Annotated in this window: 14 protein-coding genes; 7 read left to right on the top strand and 7 right to left on the bottom strand. The window is 72.7% G+C overall.

The features are described from left to right. The first annotated feature begins 9 nt into the window (after positions 1-9). The 6 genes from LN042_RS09930 (at position 10) to LN042_RS09905 (ending at position 6,802) form a co-directional block, all read left to right on the top strand. Entirely contained in the window at positions 10-1,665 is a 1,656-nt protein-coding gene (locus tag LN042_RS09930) for a class I tRNA ligase family protein (protein ID WP_230050546.1), read from the top strand. Next, positions 1,662-2,912, top strand: coding sequence for an ATP-grasp domain-containing protein (locus LN042_RS09925; protein WP_230050544.1), 1,251 nt, complete (start codon positions 1,662-1,664; stop codon positions 2,910-2,912). Before LN042_RS09930 ends, LN042_RS09925 begins: the two co-directional genes overlap by 4 nt. After that, positions 2,909-3,343 carry an avidin-fold protein gene (locus tag LN042_RS09920; RefSeq protein ID WP_230050542.1) on the top strand — a complete coding sequence of 145 codons (435 nt, stop codon included), beginning with the start codon at positions 2,909-2,911 and terminating at the stop codon, positions 3,341-3,343. Before LN042_RS09925 ends, LN042_RS09920 begins: the two co-directional genes overlap by 4 nt. Further along, the gene (locus LN042_RS09915) at positions 3,336-4,466 is read left to right on the top strand and encodes a hypothetical protein (protein WP_230050540.1); all 1,131 of its coding nucleotides are present in this window, start codon (positions 3,336-3,338) and stop codon (positions 4,464-4,466) included. Before LN042_RS09920 ends, LN042_RS09915 begins: the two co-directional genes overlap by 8 nt. 84 nt (positions 4,467-4,550) lie before the next feature. Next, positions 4,551-5,417 carry a dimethylargininase gene (gene ddaH, locus LN042_RS09910; protein WP_230050538.1) on the top strand — a complete coding sequence of 289 codons (867 nt, stop codon included), beginning with the start codon at positions 4,551-4,553 and terminating at the stop codon, positions 5,415-5,417. Positions 5,418-5,431: 14 nt separating this feature from the next. Further along, positions 5,432-6,802, top strand: a complete 1,371-nt coding sequence (locus tag LN042_RS09905) for a hypothetical protein (RefSeq protein ID WP_230050536.1) — start codon at positions 5,432-5,434, stop codon at positions 6,800-6,802. Between the two features lie 27 nt (positions 6,803-6,829). On the opposite strand, the gene LN042_RS09900 is transcribed toward LN042_RS09905, so the two are convergent. Then, the gene (locus tag LN042_RS09900; protein WP_230050534.1) at positions 6,830-8,167 is read right to left on the bottom strand and encodes a DUF2254 domain-containing protein; all 1,338 of its coding nucleotides are present in this window, start codon (positions 8,165-8,167) and stop codon (positions 6,830-6,832) included. 37 nt (positions 8,168-8,204) lie between these two features. Next, positions 8,205-8,684, bottom strand: a complete 480-nt coding sequence (locus tag LN042_RS09895) for a MarR family winged helix-turn-helix transcriptional regulator (protein ID WP_230050532.1) — start codon at positions 8,682-8,684, stop codon at positions 8,205-8,207. A 126-nt stretch (positions 8,685-8,810) separates the two neighbouring features. Between LN042_RS09895 and LN042_RS09890 the strand changes: the two genes are divergently transcribed. Further along, a complete protein-coding gene (locus LN042_RS09890; protein WP_230050788.1) occupies positions 8,811-9,224 on the top strand; it encodes an organic hydroperoxide resistance protein in 414 nt (137 codons plus the stop codon). A 150-nt stretch (positions 9,225-9,374) separates the two neighbouring features. Here LN042_RS09890 and LN042_RS09885 read toward each other — a convergent pair whose 3' ends face one another. From LN042_RS09885 to LN042_RS09865, 5 genes are all read right to left on the bottom strand, one after another. Next, positions 9,375-10,199, bottom strand: a complete 825-nt coding sequence (locus tag LN042_RS09885) for an SAM-dependent methyltransferase (RefSeq protein WP_230050530.1) — start codon at positions 10,197-10,199, stop codon at positions 9,375-9,377. A 168-nt stretch (positions 10,200-10,367) separates the two neighbouring features. Beyond that, positions 10,368-11,561, bottom strand: coding sequence for an MFS transporter (locus tag LN042_RS09880; protein WP_230050528.1), 1,194 nt, complete (start codon positions 11,559-11,561; stop codon positions 10,368-10,370). Beyond that, on the bottom strand, positions 11,558-13,015 hold the full coding sequence (locus LN042_RS09875) for a GMC family oxidoreductase (protein WP_230050526.1): 1,458 nt from the start codon (positions 13,013-13,015) through the stop codon (positions 11,558-11,560). The genes LN042_RS09880 and LN042_RS09875 overlap by 4 nt, the downstream gene beginning before the upstream one ends. Beyond that, positions 13,012-13,392, bottom strand: coding sequence for a hypothetical protein (locus LN042_RS09870; RefSeq protein ID WP_230050525.1), 381 nt, complete (start codon positions 13,390-13,392; stop codon positions 13,012-13,014). Before LN042_RS09870 ends, LN042_RS09875 begins: the two co-directional genes overlap by 4 nt. Next, a complete protein-coding gene (locus LN042_RS09865; RefSeq protein ID WP_230050786.1) occupies positions 13,389-14,813 on the bottom strand; it encodes an aspartate aminotransferase family protein in 1,425 nt (474 codons plus the stop codon). The genes LN042_RS09870 and LN042_RS09865 overlap by 4 nt, the downstream gene beginning before the upstream one ends. Positions 14,814-14,909: the final 96 nt, after the last annotated feature.

Below are 14,909 nucleotides of genomic sequence, written 5' to 3'. Positions count from 1 at the left end.
GACGGCGCAGTGAACCAGCCGAGAATCCTGATCGCGGCCACCCCGACGCCCAACGGCGACCTGCACGTGGGCCACCTGGCCGGTCCCTACCTGGTCGGCGACATCTACGCCCGCTACCTGCGGGCCACCGGCGCCCCGGTCACCTGGACCACCATCACCGACGACAGCCAGACCTACGTGGTGGCCAGCGCCGCCCGCAAGGGCACCACCCCGGCCCGGCTGGCCGCCGACTCGACCGCCGCCATCGAGCGCACGCTGCGCGGTGTGGCCATCGAACTCACCAGCAGCAGCGAGCAGTTGCTGCCCCCGGTGGACGCCCGGTGCCGCGAGGCGGTGACCGAGTTCGTCACCGCGCTGCACGCCGCCGGCCGGCTGCGGGAGCGCACCGTGCGACTGCCGTACGCCGAGCACTCCGGGCTCCACCTCTACGACGGCCTGCTCACCGGCGGTTGCCCGGCCTGCGGGGCCGGCAGCAACGGCGGCGCCTGCGAGGACTGCGGCACGCCGAACAACTACGACGAACTGCGCGATCCGCGCTGCACGCTGGACCCGCAGGAGCCGGTGTCGGTCCGCGAGGAGCGGATCCTGGTGCTGCCGATGGAGGAGTACCGCGCCGAGTTGGAGGCGTACTTCGCCGAGGTCACGCCGCGCTGGCGGCCGCACCCCAAGCAGCTGATCGAGCAGCTGCTGTCGCGGCCGCTGCCGGACGTCCCGGTCACCGTGCCGGGCCGCTGGGGAGTGCCGGCACCGTTCCCCGAGACGCCGGGGCAGATCGTCTACCCGTGGGTGGAGGCGATGGCCGCCTCGATGTACGCCACCTGGTGGGCCAACGGCCAGGACCCGGCGCTGCCCTACGACCACTACTGGCGGGCCGAGCAGGGCGCCGAGCTGGTCCTGCTGCACGGCTTCGACAACACCTACCACTGGGGTCTGCTGGACCTGGTGCTGCTGCTGGCGCACGGCGACCGCTACATCCGGCCCAGCGTCAACGTGGTCAACGAGTTCTACGAGCTGGAGCACGCCAAGTTCTCGACCAGCCGTGGCCACCTGATCCGCGGCACCGAGCTGATCGAGGAGGGCGTGCCGCGCGACGTGCTGCGCTTCTACCTGGCGCTCACGCTGCCCGAGCAGGCCCGCACCAACTTCACCCGGGCCGAACTCGCGCTCCTGACGGACCGTCAACTGATCGCACCCTGGCGCGAGCTGGGCGACGCACTGGACGCCGCGCTGGCCGGTCACGACGGCGCTCCGCTGCCGGTCTCCCCGGCGGCCCAGGGCCGGGTGGCCGCGCTCGCCGCCGATCTGCGCGGCTGCTTCGAGCCGTCCGGGTTCAGCGTGGCACGGGCTGCCGCGCGGCTGGCCGAGCACCTGGCCGAGCTGCGCGAGCAGGCTGCCGCGGGCACCGGGCCCGGTGATCTGCTGGCCGGGGCGCGGGCGCTGCTCGCCTGGTCCGCGCCGATCCTGGTGGACACCGCCGAGGCGGCCCGGGCGGCCGGCATCGACCTCGCCCTGGACGCCGGTCCGGTCCCCGACAAGATCACCCCGTTCCGGCTGCCCGGGCTGCCGTCGAACCCGCTTGCCGCAACGTCAGCCGAAGCGCCGGTCGAAGCGCCGGTCGAAACGTCAGTCGAGTCGCCAGTTGAGGAGAAGGACGGCCGCTCATGAAGCTGCTCGCCATCGAGAGCTCCCAGAACAAGGAGTACTACAAGTCGCGCTACCAGCAGGTGGTCGACCTGGGCGTGGACCTCTACGTCCTCAACGGTGAAGGTGAGCCGGAGTTCTGGCCGGCCGACCGGTACCGGATCGCGGGCAGCCGCGAGGCCGCCAAGCTGGCCGAGCTGGCCGAGGACTGGCACCGCACCGAGCGGTTCGACGGCGTGATCACCTTCAACGAGGCCGGCGTGATCGCCGCCGCCGTGGTCGCCGACGCGCTCGGCCTGCCCAGCATCGGGCTGGAGGCCGCCAAGGCCAGCCGCAACAAGTACCTGATGCGGCAGGCGCACGAGCGCGGCCGGGCGGCCCACCCGCAGTTCCGCTACGTCACCTCCGCGGCGGAGGCGCTGGCCGCGGCGGGCGACTTCGGCTACCCGGTGATCATCAAGCCGACCCTCGGCGCGGCCAGCAACTTCGTCTTCAAGGCCGACGACGCCGAGGAGTTGGCGCAGCGCTACCAGCAGGCCCGCGAGGGCCTGGCCGGCATGTACTGGTCGCACGCCGAGGTGGCCGGGCTGGACCTCGGCCCGGACGGGCTGCTGGTGGAGTCCTTCCTGGACGGCCGGGAGTTCCTGATCGAGGCGCTGGCCTGGGACGACGAGGTCTACCTGGGATCGGTGGTCGACCGGATCACCCTGGAGGGCGCCACCTTCGACGACGACGTGCACCACGCCCCGACCGAGCTCACCGAGGAGCAGATCGCCGACGTGCACACCGTGGTCAAGGCCGGCCTGCACGCCCAGGGCCTGCGCCGCAGCGTCGCCCACGCCGAGGTCCGGTTCCACCAGGGCAAGCCCTACCTGCTGGAGATCGCCGCCCGGGTGGGCGGCGGCGGCCTGGACGAGGTCGCCCGGCTGACCGCCGGCTACGACCCGATCAAGGCCGTGGTCGACGTGGCCCGCGGCGTCAAGCCCGAGGTGCGGCACTACCGGCCGACCGGCACCCACATCACCGCGATGTGCCTGATCAGCGAGGAGAACGGCACCATTCGGGAGATCGAGGTGCCCGAGGAGGTCAGCTCCTCCGACCAGGTCTTCCTGCTGAAGCTGACCGCCCGCCCCGGTGACACCAACCTCCGCCCGCCGCACGGCAATTCGATCGTCGGTTTCCTCGGTACCACCGGCACGTCGTACCGGGAGGCGATGGACACCATGACCGACTTCGCCGACCGGATCAAGGTCACGGTGGAGCCGAAGTGACCGACCGGGCACCAGTGACCCTCAACACCGAAGGCGCCGGGTCGAAGCCCGCCGTCAACTACGACGGCCGCCGGTTCCGGCCGGTCAGCGACGACCCCGAGGAAGCCGGCCGCTCGGCGCTCTACCGCCAGCAGGGCGACCTGCTCTGGGGCGAGTTCAGCGGCGGCGACACCCGCCGGGGCGTGCTCAACGGCGTCTGCCGGCCGGACGGCAGCCTGGAGTTCGCCTACTCCATGGTCAAGGCCGACGGCCAGGTCGTCATCGGCCGCTGCCAGTCCGAGCCGACCACCCTCCCGGACGGCCGGATCCGGCTGCACGAGGTGTGGGAACGCTACGGCGCACACGCCGCCAGCGGCGTCTCCTACCTGGAGGAAGTGCCGTTCCCTCGGCAGCGGACCGGTGACGCGGGCCCGTCCGGGTCCGATGCCTGAGCTGATCGAGGCCGTCCAGCAGGCGGTGGCGGCCGGCCGGGTGCCGGCCGCCGACGTCCGGCTGGCGCTCGCCCAGAGCACCGATCCCGAGCTGCTCGCCGCCGCCGGACGGGCCCTGCGCGAGCTGCGCGACCCGGGCGGTGAGCTGCGCCCGGTCCGGCTGCTGGTGCTGGCCGGCTGCCCGGCAGGACCGTTCCCGGCCCTGCTGCGGGCCGTGCTGGTGGCGGCCGGCGCCCGGCCCGAGCCGGCCCAGCCGGCCGCCCGCGGGTTCGACACCGCGCTCGCCGACGCCGGCGCCGAGCTGGTGGTGGGCCTGCTCGACGAGCGCTTCTTCCTGCCGGACCGGTTCGACCTGACCGACCCGGGCCCGCTCGGCCCGCACCTGGACGACCGGCTGGACCGGTTGACCGGCCTCGCCGAGGCCGCCCTGGCCCGCGGCACCGGCACCCTGGTGCTGCACACCGTTCCGCTGCCCCGGCGGGTGCGGGACACCGTGCTCGGCCTGCGGGCCCGTGGCCGGCTCACCCGCCACTGGCACCGGCTGAACGCCGGACTGCTCGACCTGGCGGAGGCCGACGGCCGGATCGAGGTGATCGACCTGGCCGGACTGCTGGCCACCGCGCCCGCCGCGGCCCGGGCCGGCGCCACCGGCTGGACCGACGCGGCACTGCTGCTGCTCGCCCAGGAGGTCCGCAGGGTTGCCCAGACCAGGCTCGGCCTGTCCCGCCGGCTGCTCGCGCTGGGCCCGGACGCCCCTCACTGGCAGCCGGAACTCGGCCATTGCGTACGGCGGTTGGCCGATCAGGGGATCCGCCTGGTGCCCACCGACCACCACACGCCCGATCCGGTGGAACGGGTGCTCAGCGAGCGCCCCGAAGTCCTGATCAACGCCGCCGCGTTCTCCCGGCGAGTCGTCAACTGGTCGCCCAAGGCCGGGAACCTGCGACGCACGGCGGAGTCCCTGGGCCTGGGAGCCGACGCGGTGGTCTTCCTGACCGAGTCGGACTTCGAACGCGGCCATGTCGCCGCCGAGTTGCCCGAGGTGGCGGTGGTCGACAGCGGCGGCGACCCGAACCGGCTGGTCGACGCGCTGCTCGGCCACGGCTGGTTCGACGTCCGCTGACTCCCTGACTCGCCACCGCCCGGCCTCCTCACCGCTCAGCCCGGGATCGCCCGGTCTCCACTTTCGACCGTAAGGAACACCGTCATGCCCGTCACCGAGGTCATCGGCCCGCAGACCCAGTCGCCGTCCGCACCGCTGCGGACTGCCCGGCCGCGCCGGCTGCTGATGTGCAGACCGAGCCACTACGACGTGTACTACTCGATCAACCCCTGGATGGAGCCCGAGAAGCCGGTCGACACCGGTCTGGCGGTGCTGCAGTGGGAGCGGCTGCGCGAGCTGTACCAGTCGCTGGGCCACACCGTGGAGGTGATCGACCCGCTGCCCGGCCTGCCCGACATGGTCTTCGCCGCCAATGGCGCCACCGTGGTGGACGGCAAGGTGCTGGGCGCCCGGTTCCGGCACATGGAGCGCACCGCCGAGGGCCCCGGCTACCTCGCCTGGTTCCAGCGCAACGGCTACCAGGACGTGCTGTGGCCGGAGTTCATCAACGAGGGCGAGGGCGACTACCTGCCGGTCGGCCGCCGCATCCTGGCCGGCACCGGCTTCCGCACCGACCAGCGCTCGCACTACGAGGCGCAGGAGTTCTTCGGCCTGCCGGTCACCAGCCTGACCCTGGTCAACCCCCGCCACTACCACCTGGACACCGCGCTCTCGGTGCTCTCCGAGACCGAGATCATGTACTGGCCCGAGGCGTTCACCCCGGGCAGCCAGGCCGTGCTGCGCGAGCTCTACCCGAACGCGGTCCTGGCGTCCGAGCAGGACGCCGCCGTCTTCGGCCTCAACGCCTTCAGCGACGGCTACAACGTGCTGCTCCCGCAGGCCGCCTCCGGCCTGATCGAACAGCTCAAGGCGCGCGGCTTCAACCCGATCGGGGTCGACCTCTCCGAACTGCTGCTGGCCGGCGGCAGCGTCAAGTGCTGCACGCTCGAACTGCGCGACCGCAACTCCTGAGAGGGGAACCGACGATGTTCGACCGTGTGAACCTCACGGAGGAGTACCTCAGGCGGGTCAAGGCCTCCGGCGCCACGGCCCGTGAGCTGATCGGGCGGATGCCCGAGTCCAAGCAGCTGGCCACCTTCTACGGCAACGACTTCCTCTCCCGCCCGCTCTTCCTCGGCCACCAGGAGAAGGTGCGCCTGGAGCACGACCTGCGGGTCTGGCACGACGCGGTCGACAGCCTGCCGCAGAGGCTCTTCGGCGGCGACCCGGGGGCCTTCGCCCGTGCCGTCGGGATGACCGAGGCGCAGGTCTCGGCGGTGCTGAAGGGCCGCGGCGAGCGGATGACCCGGCAGTCCCGGGCCGACCTCTACTGCACCGAGGACGGCGAGTTCAAGATGCTGGAGTGCAACCTGGGCAGCGCGCTGGGCGGCCTGGACAACGGCGACATGGCCGCCGTCCTGCTGGAGCACCCGCTGCTCGCCGACTTCGCCGCCGAACACCGGCTGGGCTACGTGGACACCACCGAGATGCAGGTGACCAACACCCTGGTGGAGTCCGGTTACGCCCGCACCGACAAGCCGGTGGTGGCGCTGGCCGACTGGCCCAGCAGCTACGAGACCCTGGAGGCGTACAACCGGCTGCTCTGCGAGCGCTGGGGCCAGTACGGCCTCGAGGCCTACCCCTGCCACATCGGCGAACTGGAGGTCCGCGACCGACGGGTCTGGCTGGACGGCCGCCCGATCGACCTGATCGTGCGCTGCTTCATGATCGAGGACATCCTGGAGTCGCCCGAGGCGCCGGCCCTGATGAACCCGGTGCTGGACGCCGTCGAGGCCGGCTGGGTGCGGATCTTCACCCCGATGGACACCGAGGCCTTCACCAGCAAGGGCGCGCTCGCCATGCTCTCCGACGAGCGCAACCGCGAGCTGTTCTCAGCCACGGAGCTGGAGAGCCTGGACCGGCTGCTGCCGTGGACCCGGATGGTGCGCGACGACAAGGTGACCCTGGAGGACGGCTCCCGGGTCGACCTGCTCCGCTACGCCCTGGACCACCGCGAGTCGCTGGCCCTCAAGCCGACCCTGTCGCACGGCGGCCGCGGGGTGCTGCTGGGCTGGGACGAGCAGGTCACCGCCGCGCAGTGGGAACAGGAGGTGCGCTCGGCGCTGGACGGCCCGTTCCTGCTGCAGCGCCGGGTGGACCCGGCCATCGAGTACTTCCTGGACGCCCAGGGGGAGTGGACGCCGTGGCTGGTGTCCTGGGGGGTGTTCAACGGGGTGGACGGCTTCGGCGGGGCGCTGGCCCGGGCGGTGCCGCAGTCCTCGGGCGTCGGCGTCATCAACGTCAGCAGCGGGGCGCTGGCCTCCTCGCTGCTCTACGAGCTGCCGCCGGAGGAGTGATCCGTCGGTGGGGGCGCTGCCCGGGAGTCAGTCGAGTGCGTCGTGCGCCGCCAGCACCATCAGGTAGCTGCGGTGCACGGCGTCGCGGTCGGCCGGTTCGCCGACCGACTCGGTGTTCAGACGGTCGATCATCGCGGCCTGGTCGAGCAGCACCGCACGCTGCTCGGCGGTCACGGTGGCGCGCATGATCTCGGCCAGCGCGTCCAGTTGGCGGATCAGGACGGCCGGCATGCCGGCCGCGGCCTGCCGGATCTTCTCGAAGGATCGCTGCACCAGCCGTTCGTAGCGCACCGGTTGGGCGATCACCCGGATCCGTCCGTCGCCGTCCCGGTGCACCGGGTTGGGCCGCCACTGGACGGCGATCCGGCACAGCCCCTCGCCCAGCCAGTCGATGCAGGTGAGCGCGGTGAAGGTGTCGTTGACCGCGGTGGAGAGGGCCCGGATGGCGATCTCCACCAACTGGTCGACGGCGAAGGCGATGTCCTGGGCCAGGGTGCGGGAGGGTCCGGTGAGGTGCGCCCGGGCGAACCGGTGGGCCACCGCCGGGGCGGCCTCGGCCGGCCAGACGGTGGCCAGCTGGTGCCCTTGCACCAGGAAGTGCCCGGGGCGGTGGTCCAGTCGGATGACCGCGTCCAGCTCCTGGGCGATCCGCACCAGGCTGCGGTGCCGGACGAACTGCAGGTAGCCGCTGGCCGACGCAGGGACCGGGGCGCCGGCCGCGTCCAGCCGGGCGTTGAGCTCCTCCGCCGGCGGCCCGCGGGTCACCGACCCGGCCCACTCCGGCTCCCCGGCCCCCGCCTCGATCGCCTGGGAGAGCTCCGCCGCGATCTGGGCGATCACATGGGGCAGCTGGATGGAGACCGCGATGTGGTGGATGAAGTAGATCAGCACCGCCAGGTCGGCCACCACCAGCATCATGCAGACCGTGATCGACAGGTGCGGCACGAAGTCGCCGTGCGAGGCCGGCCCGATCGAGATCAGGGCCAGCATCGCGTAGACGAAGGTGCCCACGAAGGTGCCCAGGGTCAGCTGGGTGGTGCGGTCCCGGATGAAGACGCGCAGCATCCGCGGCCCGAACTGGGTCGACGCCAGCGTGAGCGTCACGATCATGATCGAGAAGACCACGCCCACCACGGTGATCAGGGCGGCGGCGATGGCGGCCAGGATCTGCCGGGCCGCGTCGGCGGTGCCGCTGATCACCCAGGGCGGCAGGGTCAGCGAACCCCGGTAGGCGGCGCGGTCCAGCCACCAGGTGACGAGGAACAGCCCGGCGGCGAAGACCACCTCCAGGATCGGCACCAGCCACAGGTTGGTCCGCAGCGCCTCCCGCCGCCACTGCGACTCCAGGTGCACCCGGCTGATCATCCCTCCAGCGTAGGCAGCCGCCAGGATCGGCGCAGGGTCAGCCGCAGTCGGTGGGGGAGCCGGGCAGCCCGGCGGTGTCCAGGGCGGCGGTCAGCCGGTTGATCCGGTCGCGCAGGTCGGCCACCGCGGCCATGTCCAGGCCGGTGGCGGCCGCGACCCGGCGGGGCAGCTCGGCGGCCTGCTCGCGCAGCGCGGCCCCGGCGGCGGTGGGCCGCACGGTGACCGAGCGCTCGTCCGCGGCGCTGCGCTCCCGGCGCACCAGCCCGTTCCCCTCCAGCCGCTTCAGCAGCGGCGACAGCGTGCCGGAGTCCAGCCGCAGCCGCTCGCCGATCTGCTTGACGCCCAGCTCGCCGTGCTCCCAGAGCACCAGCATCACCAGGTACTGCGGGTAGGTCAGGCCGAGTTCCTGGAGCGCGTCGCGGTAGACCGCGTTGAACGCGCGGGAGGCGGCGTGCAGGGCGAAGCAGATCTGGTTGTCCAGGCGCAGCCAGCTGTCGTCCACCAGGTCCTCGGTCATGCCGCCAGCATACCAATGCGGGCCATCTAGTTGCGCACAACTGAATTGTGTGATGCCATTCTGTGGCACGAAGACCGAAGGAACGACTCGACCAGACTCGTCTCGATGAAGAAGGACGGTTATCCCATGACCGCGCTGTACACCGCCGTCGCCACCGCCACCCACGGCCGCGAGGGTCGCGCCGTCAGCTCGGACGGCCTGCTGGACGTCCAGCTGGCGCTGCCCGTCGCGCTCGGCGGCAACGGCCAGGGCACCAACCCCGAGCAGCTGTTCGCCGCCGGCTACGCGGCCTGCTTCGCCAGCGCCCTCGGCCTGGTCGGCCGGGAGGCCAAGGTGGACACCTCGGAGGCCGCCGTCACCGCGGAGGTCGGCATCGGCAAGGACGAGACCGGCTTCGGCCTGTCGGTCGTGCTGCGCGTGGAGCTGCCCGACGCCATCGACCAGGCCACCGGGCGCGCCCTGGTGGAGCAGGCGCACCAGGTCTGCCCGTACTCCAAGGCGACCCGCGGCAACATCGCGGTGGAGCTGGTCATCGAGTGACCGCCTCGACCCGATGGTCAGTCGGGCACCGGTCCTGACGGGAAGTCAGGTACCGTCGAACGCGAACCGCCCGGGCGCGGGAGCTGTGCTCGTGCCCGGGCGGTCCGGTGCTCACCGTTGCTCGGTGCTCACCGTCGTCGCGGTGTCCGCTCAGGGCTTGCGGGCCACCGCCGCCGCGGCCAGCCGCAGCACCGGGTTGCCGCTCAGCATCGCGGTGTCGGCGTCGGGGCGCCACTCGGAGACGGTGACCACGCCGGGGTCGACCAGCTCCAGGCCCTCCAGGAACGCCGCCACCTGCTCCAGGGAGCGGAACTGGGCCCGCCCGACGCCCTGGCGCAGCACCGCCTCGGCGGCCGCCGCCTCCGGGTCGTCCCCGGCGGCCAGCAGGTGGTGCACGAAGACATAGCTGCCGGACGGCAGTGCGTCCACCAACTCCCGCAGCAGGCGCGCCGGTTCCTCCTCGTCCAGCACGTAGTGCAGGATCCCGCAGAGCAGCAGGCCGACCGGCTGCTCGAAGTCGATGTGCCCGCGCAGCCCCGGATCGGCCAACAACCCACCCGGCTTGCGCAGATCACCCTCGACCACGATGGTCCGCTGGTTGTCGGCCAGCAGTGCCCGCGCGTGCGACAGCACGACCGGGTCGTTGTCGACGTACACCACCCGGGCCTCGGGAGCCACCGACTGCGCGATCCGGTGCACGTTGTCGGCGGTCGGCAGGCCCGAGCCGATGTCCACCAGCTGCCGCAGACCCGCCTCGGCCACCAGGTGCCGCACCACCCGCCGCAGCACCGCCCGCTGCGCCCGCACCCCGAGGTGCACCTCGGGCAGCGTCTCCTCGATCCGCCGGCCCAGTTCCCGGTCCGCGGGGAAGTTGTCCTTGCCACCGAGCAGGTAGTCGTAGACGCGCGCGATGTTCGGGGCGGTGGCCTCGACGCTCGGGGGCTGCCAGGTGGCGGGGGTCTGCTGCTCGGGCACGTCGCTCTCCGTTCCGTCCGGTTCGCCGCGCGCGTGCGAGGTCTCGACGCGCGGTCCAGGCGCGGAAATGATCTCCGATCAGACGGCCGCTGGCAACGGCGGGTTGCGCAGCCGCCGCACGGAGCACGGGCAGCGGTGGCGAGCGGGCGGGGCGCATCAGGCGCGACGCTACCGGCCCCACCGGCCCTGGCCCGACCGGGTGGCTCGGACCAGCCAGGCCGTCGCGGCCAGGCAGAGCGCCGACACCGCGCCCAGCACCACCGGAACGGCCCGGATCCCCGACCACTCGATCGCCTTGCCGAGCGCCGGGCCGGCCGCCACCCCGCCCACCATCGAGGCGGCGATGACCAGCGCCCCGGCCCGCTGCGCCTGGGGCGCCGCCCGGTTTAGCCAGGGCAGGCCGGTCGGGAAGATCGGGGCGATGAACAGGCCCACCCCGGCATAGGCGTAGGGGGCGACCGGTCGCACGGTGGCCAGCAGCAGGCAGACCGTCATCCCGGCGCAGGACACCGCGATGATCGCCGGCGCCGAGAACCGCAGCGCCAGCGGGGCGACCAGGAACCGGCCCAGCGTCAGCATCAACCAGTAGACCGAGGTGGCGGTGGCCGCGAGGCCCGTCGCGTAGCCGATGGTCTCCAGGTGCGTCGGCTCCCAGCCGCCCACGCCCGCCTCGACGCCCACGTGCAGCACGTAGAGCAGCACGAACACGGCCAGCACCGCGGCGAGGCTGCGGTTGCGGACGTCCACCGGGCCCGGTGCCTCGGCGGCCCGCGCGGTGTCGCCGACTCCGCGCAGGCAGAGCGCCAGCGGCAGGCAGGCCACCGCGAAGGCCAGGAAGACCGCCGGATAGCGGTGCGCCCCCACCACGCCCACCAACGCCGGGCCCAGGATCGCGCCGATCCCGAAGTGCGCGTTGAGGACGTTGAGCATCGCCGTGGAGCGCTGCCCGAAGCCGACCGCGAACAGCCGGTTGAGACCGTAGTCGATCCCGCCGAAGCCCAAGCCGGCCAGCAGCGCGGCGCCCAGTGCGGGCGGCCAGGACGGCGCCAGCGCGAACCCCGTCGCGCCCAGCGCCATCAGCAGGTGGGAGGCGGCCAGCACCCGGCGGTTGCTGACCCGGCCGTACACCCGGTCGAACAGCAGCACTCCGGCCACCCCGCCCACGAAGTGCGCGCTCAGCGCCAGCCCGGCGGCTGCCGGGGTGAGCGCGAACTTCGACCGCAGGCCGGGGATGGCCGGTCCGTAGAACGCCTGCAGCGCACCGATCAGCACGAAGGCGGCACACGAGGCCACCACCGCGGTGCGGTTGAAGACGCGGGTGTCGTCGGCCGGCCGCCGCTCCACAGCCACTGTTTCGGTCATGCGCTCTCCAGATGGCGGCCCACGATCTCATGGGCGAAGGACATGATGGTTCCCTGCGGACTGATGCCCGAGGCGCCCGGCAGCACGCTCGCGTCACACAGGTGGAGATTTGCCAGGCCGTGCGGCCGGCCGTGGTCGTCGCAGACGCCGCCGCGCTCCGGCAGCGCCATCCGACAGCTCGCCATGCCGTGCACCGAGACCAACTCCCAGTCACCGGGCTTGACTTCACTGCAGAACCGGTCCACGTCGGCCGCGCTGCGCAGGGCCGGCGCCGAACTGCTCGGCGGCAGCAGCTCGATGGCCCCCGCCGCGAACAGCAGCCTTGCCGTACGGCGGAACGCCAGGCGCAGCGCGTGGTGGTCGGCCCGGGTGAGGCCGTGCCTCAGCACCGGCGTGCCGCCCACCGACCCGACCAGCGCGGCCGACCCCTGCATCCGCACCTGGGTGGTGTACATCCCCAGGTGATCCCACTGCGCCAGCAGCGAGTTGACGATCCCCGGGCCGCGCCCGGCCAGCGCGGCGCCCAGCCCGCCCCGGGTCAGGTTGGAGGGCATCATCAGCAGGCCCAGGTCGGAGAACTCCTGCACCTGGGCGGTGAACATGGTGCCCCGGTCGGCCGCCACCGGCTGCCGGAACCGGGCCACCGTCCGCAGGTTGAGGTGCAGCGCCAGCCGCCGGCCCGCCGTACCGCGGTGGATCCCGCTGCGCCGCAGCAGCACCGGTGTGCCGATCGGGCCGGCCGCCAGGAAGACGGTGCGCGGCCGGTAGCGCACGGTCCGCCCGTCCGCGTCGGTGGCCTCCACGGCGACCACGCGGCCGTCGGTGTGGATGAACCGCCGCACCCGCACGCCCGCCTCGATCACCGCGCCGGCGGCCTCGGCGCGCGGCAGGTAGCTGAGCGCCATGCTCTGCTTGGCACCGCTCGGGCAGCCCGTGGCGCACCGGTTGCGGTGCCGGCAGCCGGTCACCACGCGCTGCGGGTGCTGCCAGCGCCAGCCCAGCCGCTCGGCGGCACCGGCCAGCAGTCGGGAGTCCGCATTGCCCTCGCCGTGCTCCTGGACGATCATGCCGAGCCGCCGGCTGATCCCGGCGAAGTGCGGCGCCAGGGCGGCCTGCCGGTAGCCGCCGTAGCCGGTCCAGGCCGCCCAGCGGTCCAGCAGCGCGGCCGACGGCTCCCAGAGCAGGCCGCCGTTGACCACCGTGGTGCCGCCCACACAACTCGCCTCGCCGTAGGCGATGGCGGGGGTGCCGAAGATCGCGGTGGCACCCGCGTTGCGGTAGAGCCGGCGCATCGAGTCGGCCGGTGCGGTGGCGGCCAACTCGGCGGTGGAGACCCGCGGTCCCTCCTCCAGCACGGTCACCGAGCGCCCCGCGCAGGCCAGTTCCAGCGCGGCGACGGAGCCGCCGGCACCCGAGCCGACCACCAGGGCGTCGCACTCGATCGCGGTCCTCACCGGGCGCCTCCGAGGGCGACCGGGACCGGCCGGGCGGTGGGCACCGCGCCGTCGAGCGCGCCGTACAGCGCCAGCGCGGTGGTGACCCGCAGCACCTCGGCCCAGCCGGGCAGCCGGCGCAGCCTGGCCATCGTCCGCTTGGTGGTCAACTCGTCAGCGCTCTTCACACTTTGGCGCGCGACCAGGCGGAAGGCCAACGGGAAGAGCCGTAACGCGGCGACCACCGCCCAGCGGTAGCCGGCCGGCATCCGGGCCAGGCTCAGGGCCGTGTGCCGCACCGCCCGGTCGCCGGCCGCGCTGGGCCGCAGCGCCTCGAACTCGGCCGCCCAGCAGGCGGGCAGCCCCGAACCGCGCAGGGTGTCGCAGAGCCGGCTCATCCGGCCACCTTCTCCCGCACCAGGCCGGACAGCAGCCGGACCGGCCCCTGGTCCAGCACTTCGTCCAGCGCGTTCAGGAAGAGCTCCGCCTCGTCCGCACCGGCCACCAGCGGCGGCGAGACGATCAGGGCGATCAGCCGGTTGGAGCCGAAGAAGGTGAGGATCCCGTGGTCCCGGTAGAGGGCCGCGATCACCGCACCGGTGAGCAGCTTGGCGAGCGCCTGCGGATCCCTGGCGGCGCTCGACGGCAGCATCGAGCGCAGGGCGTTCGGCATCTTGGGGCCCGGGTTGAGGAACACGCCGTGCAGCGCGCCGCGTCCCTGGACACCGTGCACCAGCTTGGGGTGCCGGGCCGCGAGCTTCGCCAGCCCGGTGCCGAGCAGTTCGCCCAACTCCCGCGCCCGGCCCGGAAAGTCCTCCTCCACCGCGACGGCGACCGCCTCCAGTGCGGTGGCCGTCTCCTCACCGAATCCGTAGTAGGTGGTGCTGTGCAGGGTCGCGTCCGACAGGTTGTCGTAGGCGGCCCGGAAGACCGGCTCCCGGGCGATGTAGCCGGAGATCGAGGATTTGCCGCCGCCGAACGACTTGGAGGTGGTCACGATGTCCGGCACCAGTCCCGGGTGGTGCATGAAGTGGAAGAACGCGCCGGTCTTGCCCCAGCCCGTGTACACCTCGTCGAAGATCAGCACGATGTCGCGTTCGGTGCAGATCCGGCGCACCTCGCGCAGGAAGTCAGGCGAGCACTCCCGCAGGCTGGAGGCGCTGAACGGCTCCAGCACCACGGCGTACACGTCGCTCTCGCCGGCGGCGGTGGTGTGCCGGTCCAGCGCCAGCAGGAACGACGCCAGGTCGTCGTAGGCGAAGCTGTCGGTGCCGGGGATCTGCGGGTACCGGAAGTGCAGTTCGGGCGAGGCGGTCAGGCTGGCCGCGCCCAGCAGCTTGCCGTGGAAGGCGATGTCGCTGTGCAGCACGGTGCCGCGGTGCCCCTGGTGGTACTTGTAGGCCAGCTTGACCGCGCCCTCCACCGCCTCGGCGCCGGAGTTGGGGAAGTAGCTGACGGTCAGGTCGCCCGGCAGCAGCGCGGCCAGATTGTGGCCCAGCGCCGCCACGTAGGGCGAGAGGTAGTTCTTGTGCACCTCCATCCGGCGGGACTCCTGGAACCGCTGCCGGGCCCGCAGGATCCGTGGATGGTTGTGGCCGTGGCTGAGCACCCCGACGCCGCCGGTGAAGTCCAGGATCCGCCGTCCGTCGCGCAGATGGATCCAGCAGCCCTCCGCGTGGTCCACCAGGTCGCGGCCGAAGCCGAAGGAGCCGATCAGCGAGACCTGGCTGCGGCTGACGTGGCGCCGATAGAGCTCGTGGACCTGGTCGATGGTCAGCTGCTCCGCCTGCTCGACGGTGATTAGTTGACCAGCAGTCAATTCAGCAGCAGTGAGCTGATGTCGGCGGTCCGGTCGGTCAGGGCCGACCAGCGGCCCGCCGGTCGACTGCCCTGCCTGGTCGAGGGTGATCAGCTG

It is taken from the genome of Kitasatospora humi (assembly GCF_020907985.1).
GTDB lineage: Bacteria > Actinomycetota > Actinomycetes > Streptomycetales > Streptomycetaceae > Kitasatospora > Kitasatospora humi.
Note: the sequence above shows the minus strand (reverse complement) of the source record. Positions and strands in the feature narration are given on the sequence as shown.

Coding starts and splice junctions, on each gene's coding strand:
- LN042_RS09900 (WP_230050534.1), bottom strand. CDS start 8,167: ATGATCAGCCGGGTGCACCTGGAGTCGCAGTGGCGGCGGGAGGCGCTG.
- LN042_RS09925 (WP_230050544.1), top strand. CDS start 1,662: ATGAAGCTGCTCGCCATCGAGAGCTCCCAGAACAAGGAGTACTACAAG.
- LN042_RS09895 (WP_230050532.1), bottom strand. CDS start 8,684: ATGACCGAGGACCTGGTGGACGACAGCTGGCTGCGCCTGGACAACCAG.
- ddaH (WP_230050538.1), top strand. CDS start 4,551: ATGCCCGTCACCGAGGTCATCGGCCCGCAGACCCAGTCGCCGTCCGCA.
- LN042_RS09915 (WP_230050540.1), top strand. CDS start 3,336: ATGCCTGAGCTGATCGAGGCCGTCCAGCAGGCGGTGGCGGCCGGCCGG.
- LN042_RS09880 (WP_230050528.1), bottom strand. CDS start 11,561: ATGACCGAAACAGTGGCTGTGGAGCGGCGGCCGGCCGACGACACCCGC.
- LN042_RS09890 (WP_230050788.1), top strand. CDS start 8,811: ATGACCGCGCTGTACACCGCCGTCGCCACCGCCACCCACGGCCGCGAG.
- LN042_RS09870 (WP_230050525.1), bottom strand. CDS start 13,392: ATGAGCCGGCTCTGCGACACCCTGCGCGGTTCGGGGCTGCCCGCCTGC.
- LN042_RS09905 (WP_230050536.1), top strand. CDS start 5,432: ATGTTCGACCGTGTGAACCTCACGGAGGAGTACCTCAGGCGGGTCAAG.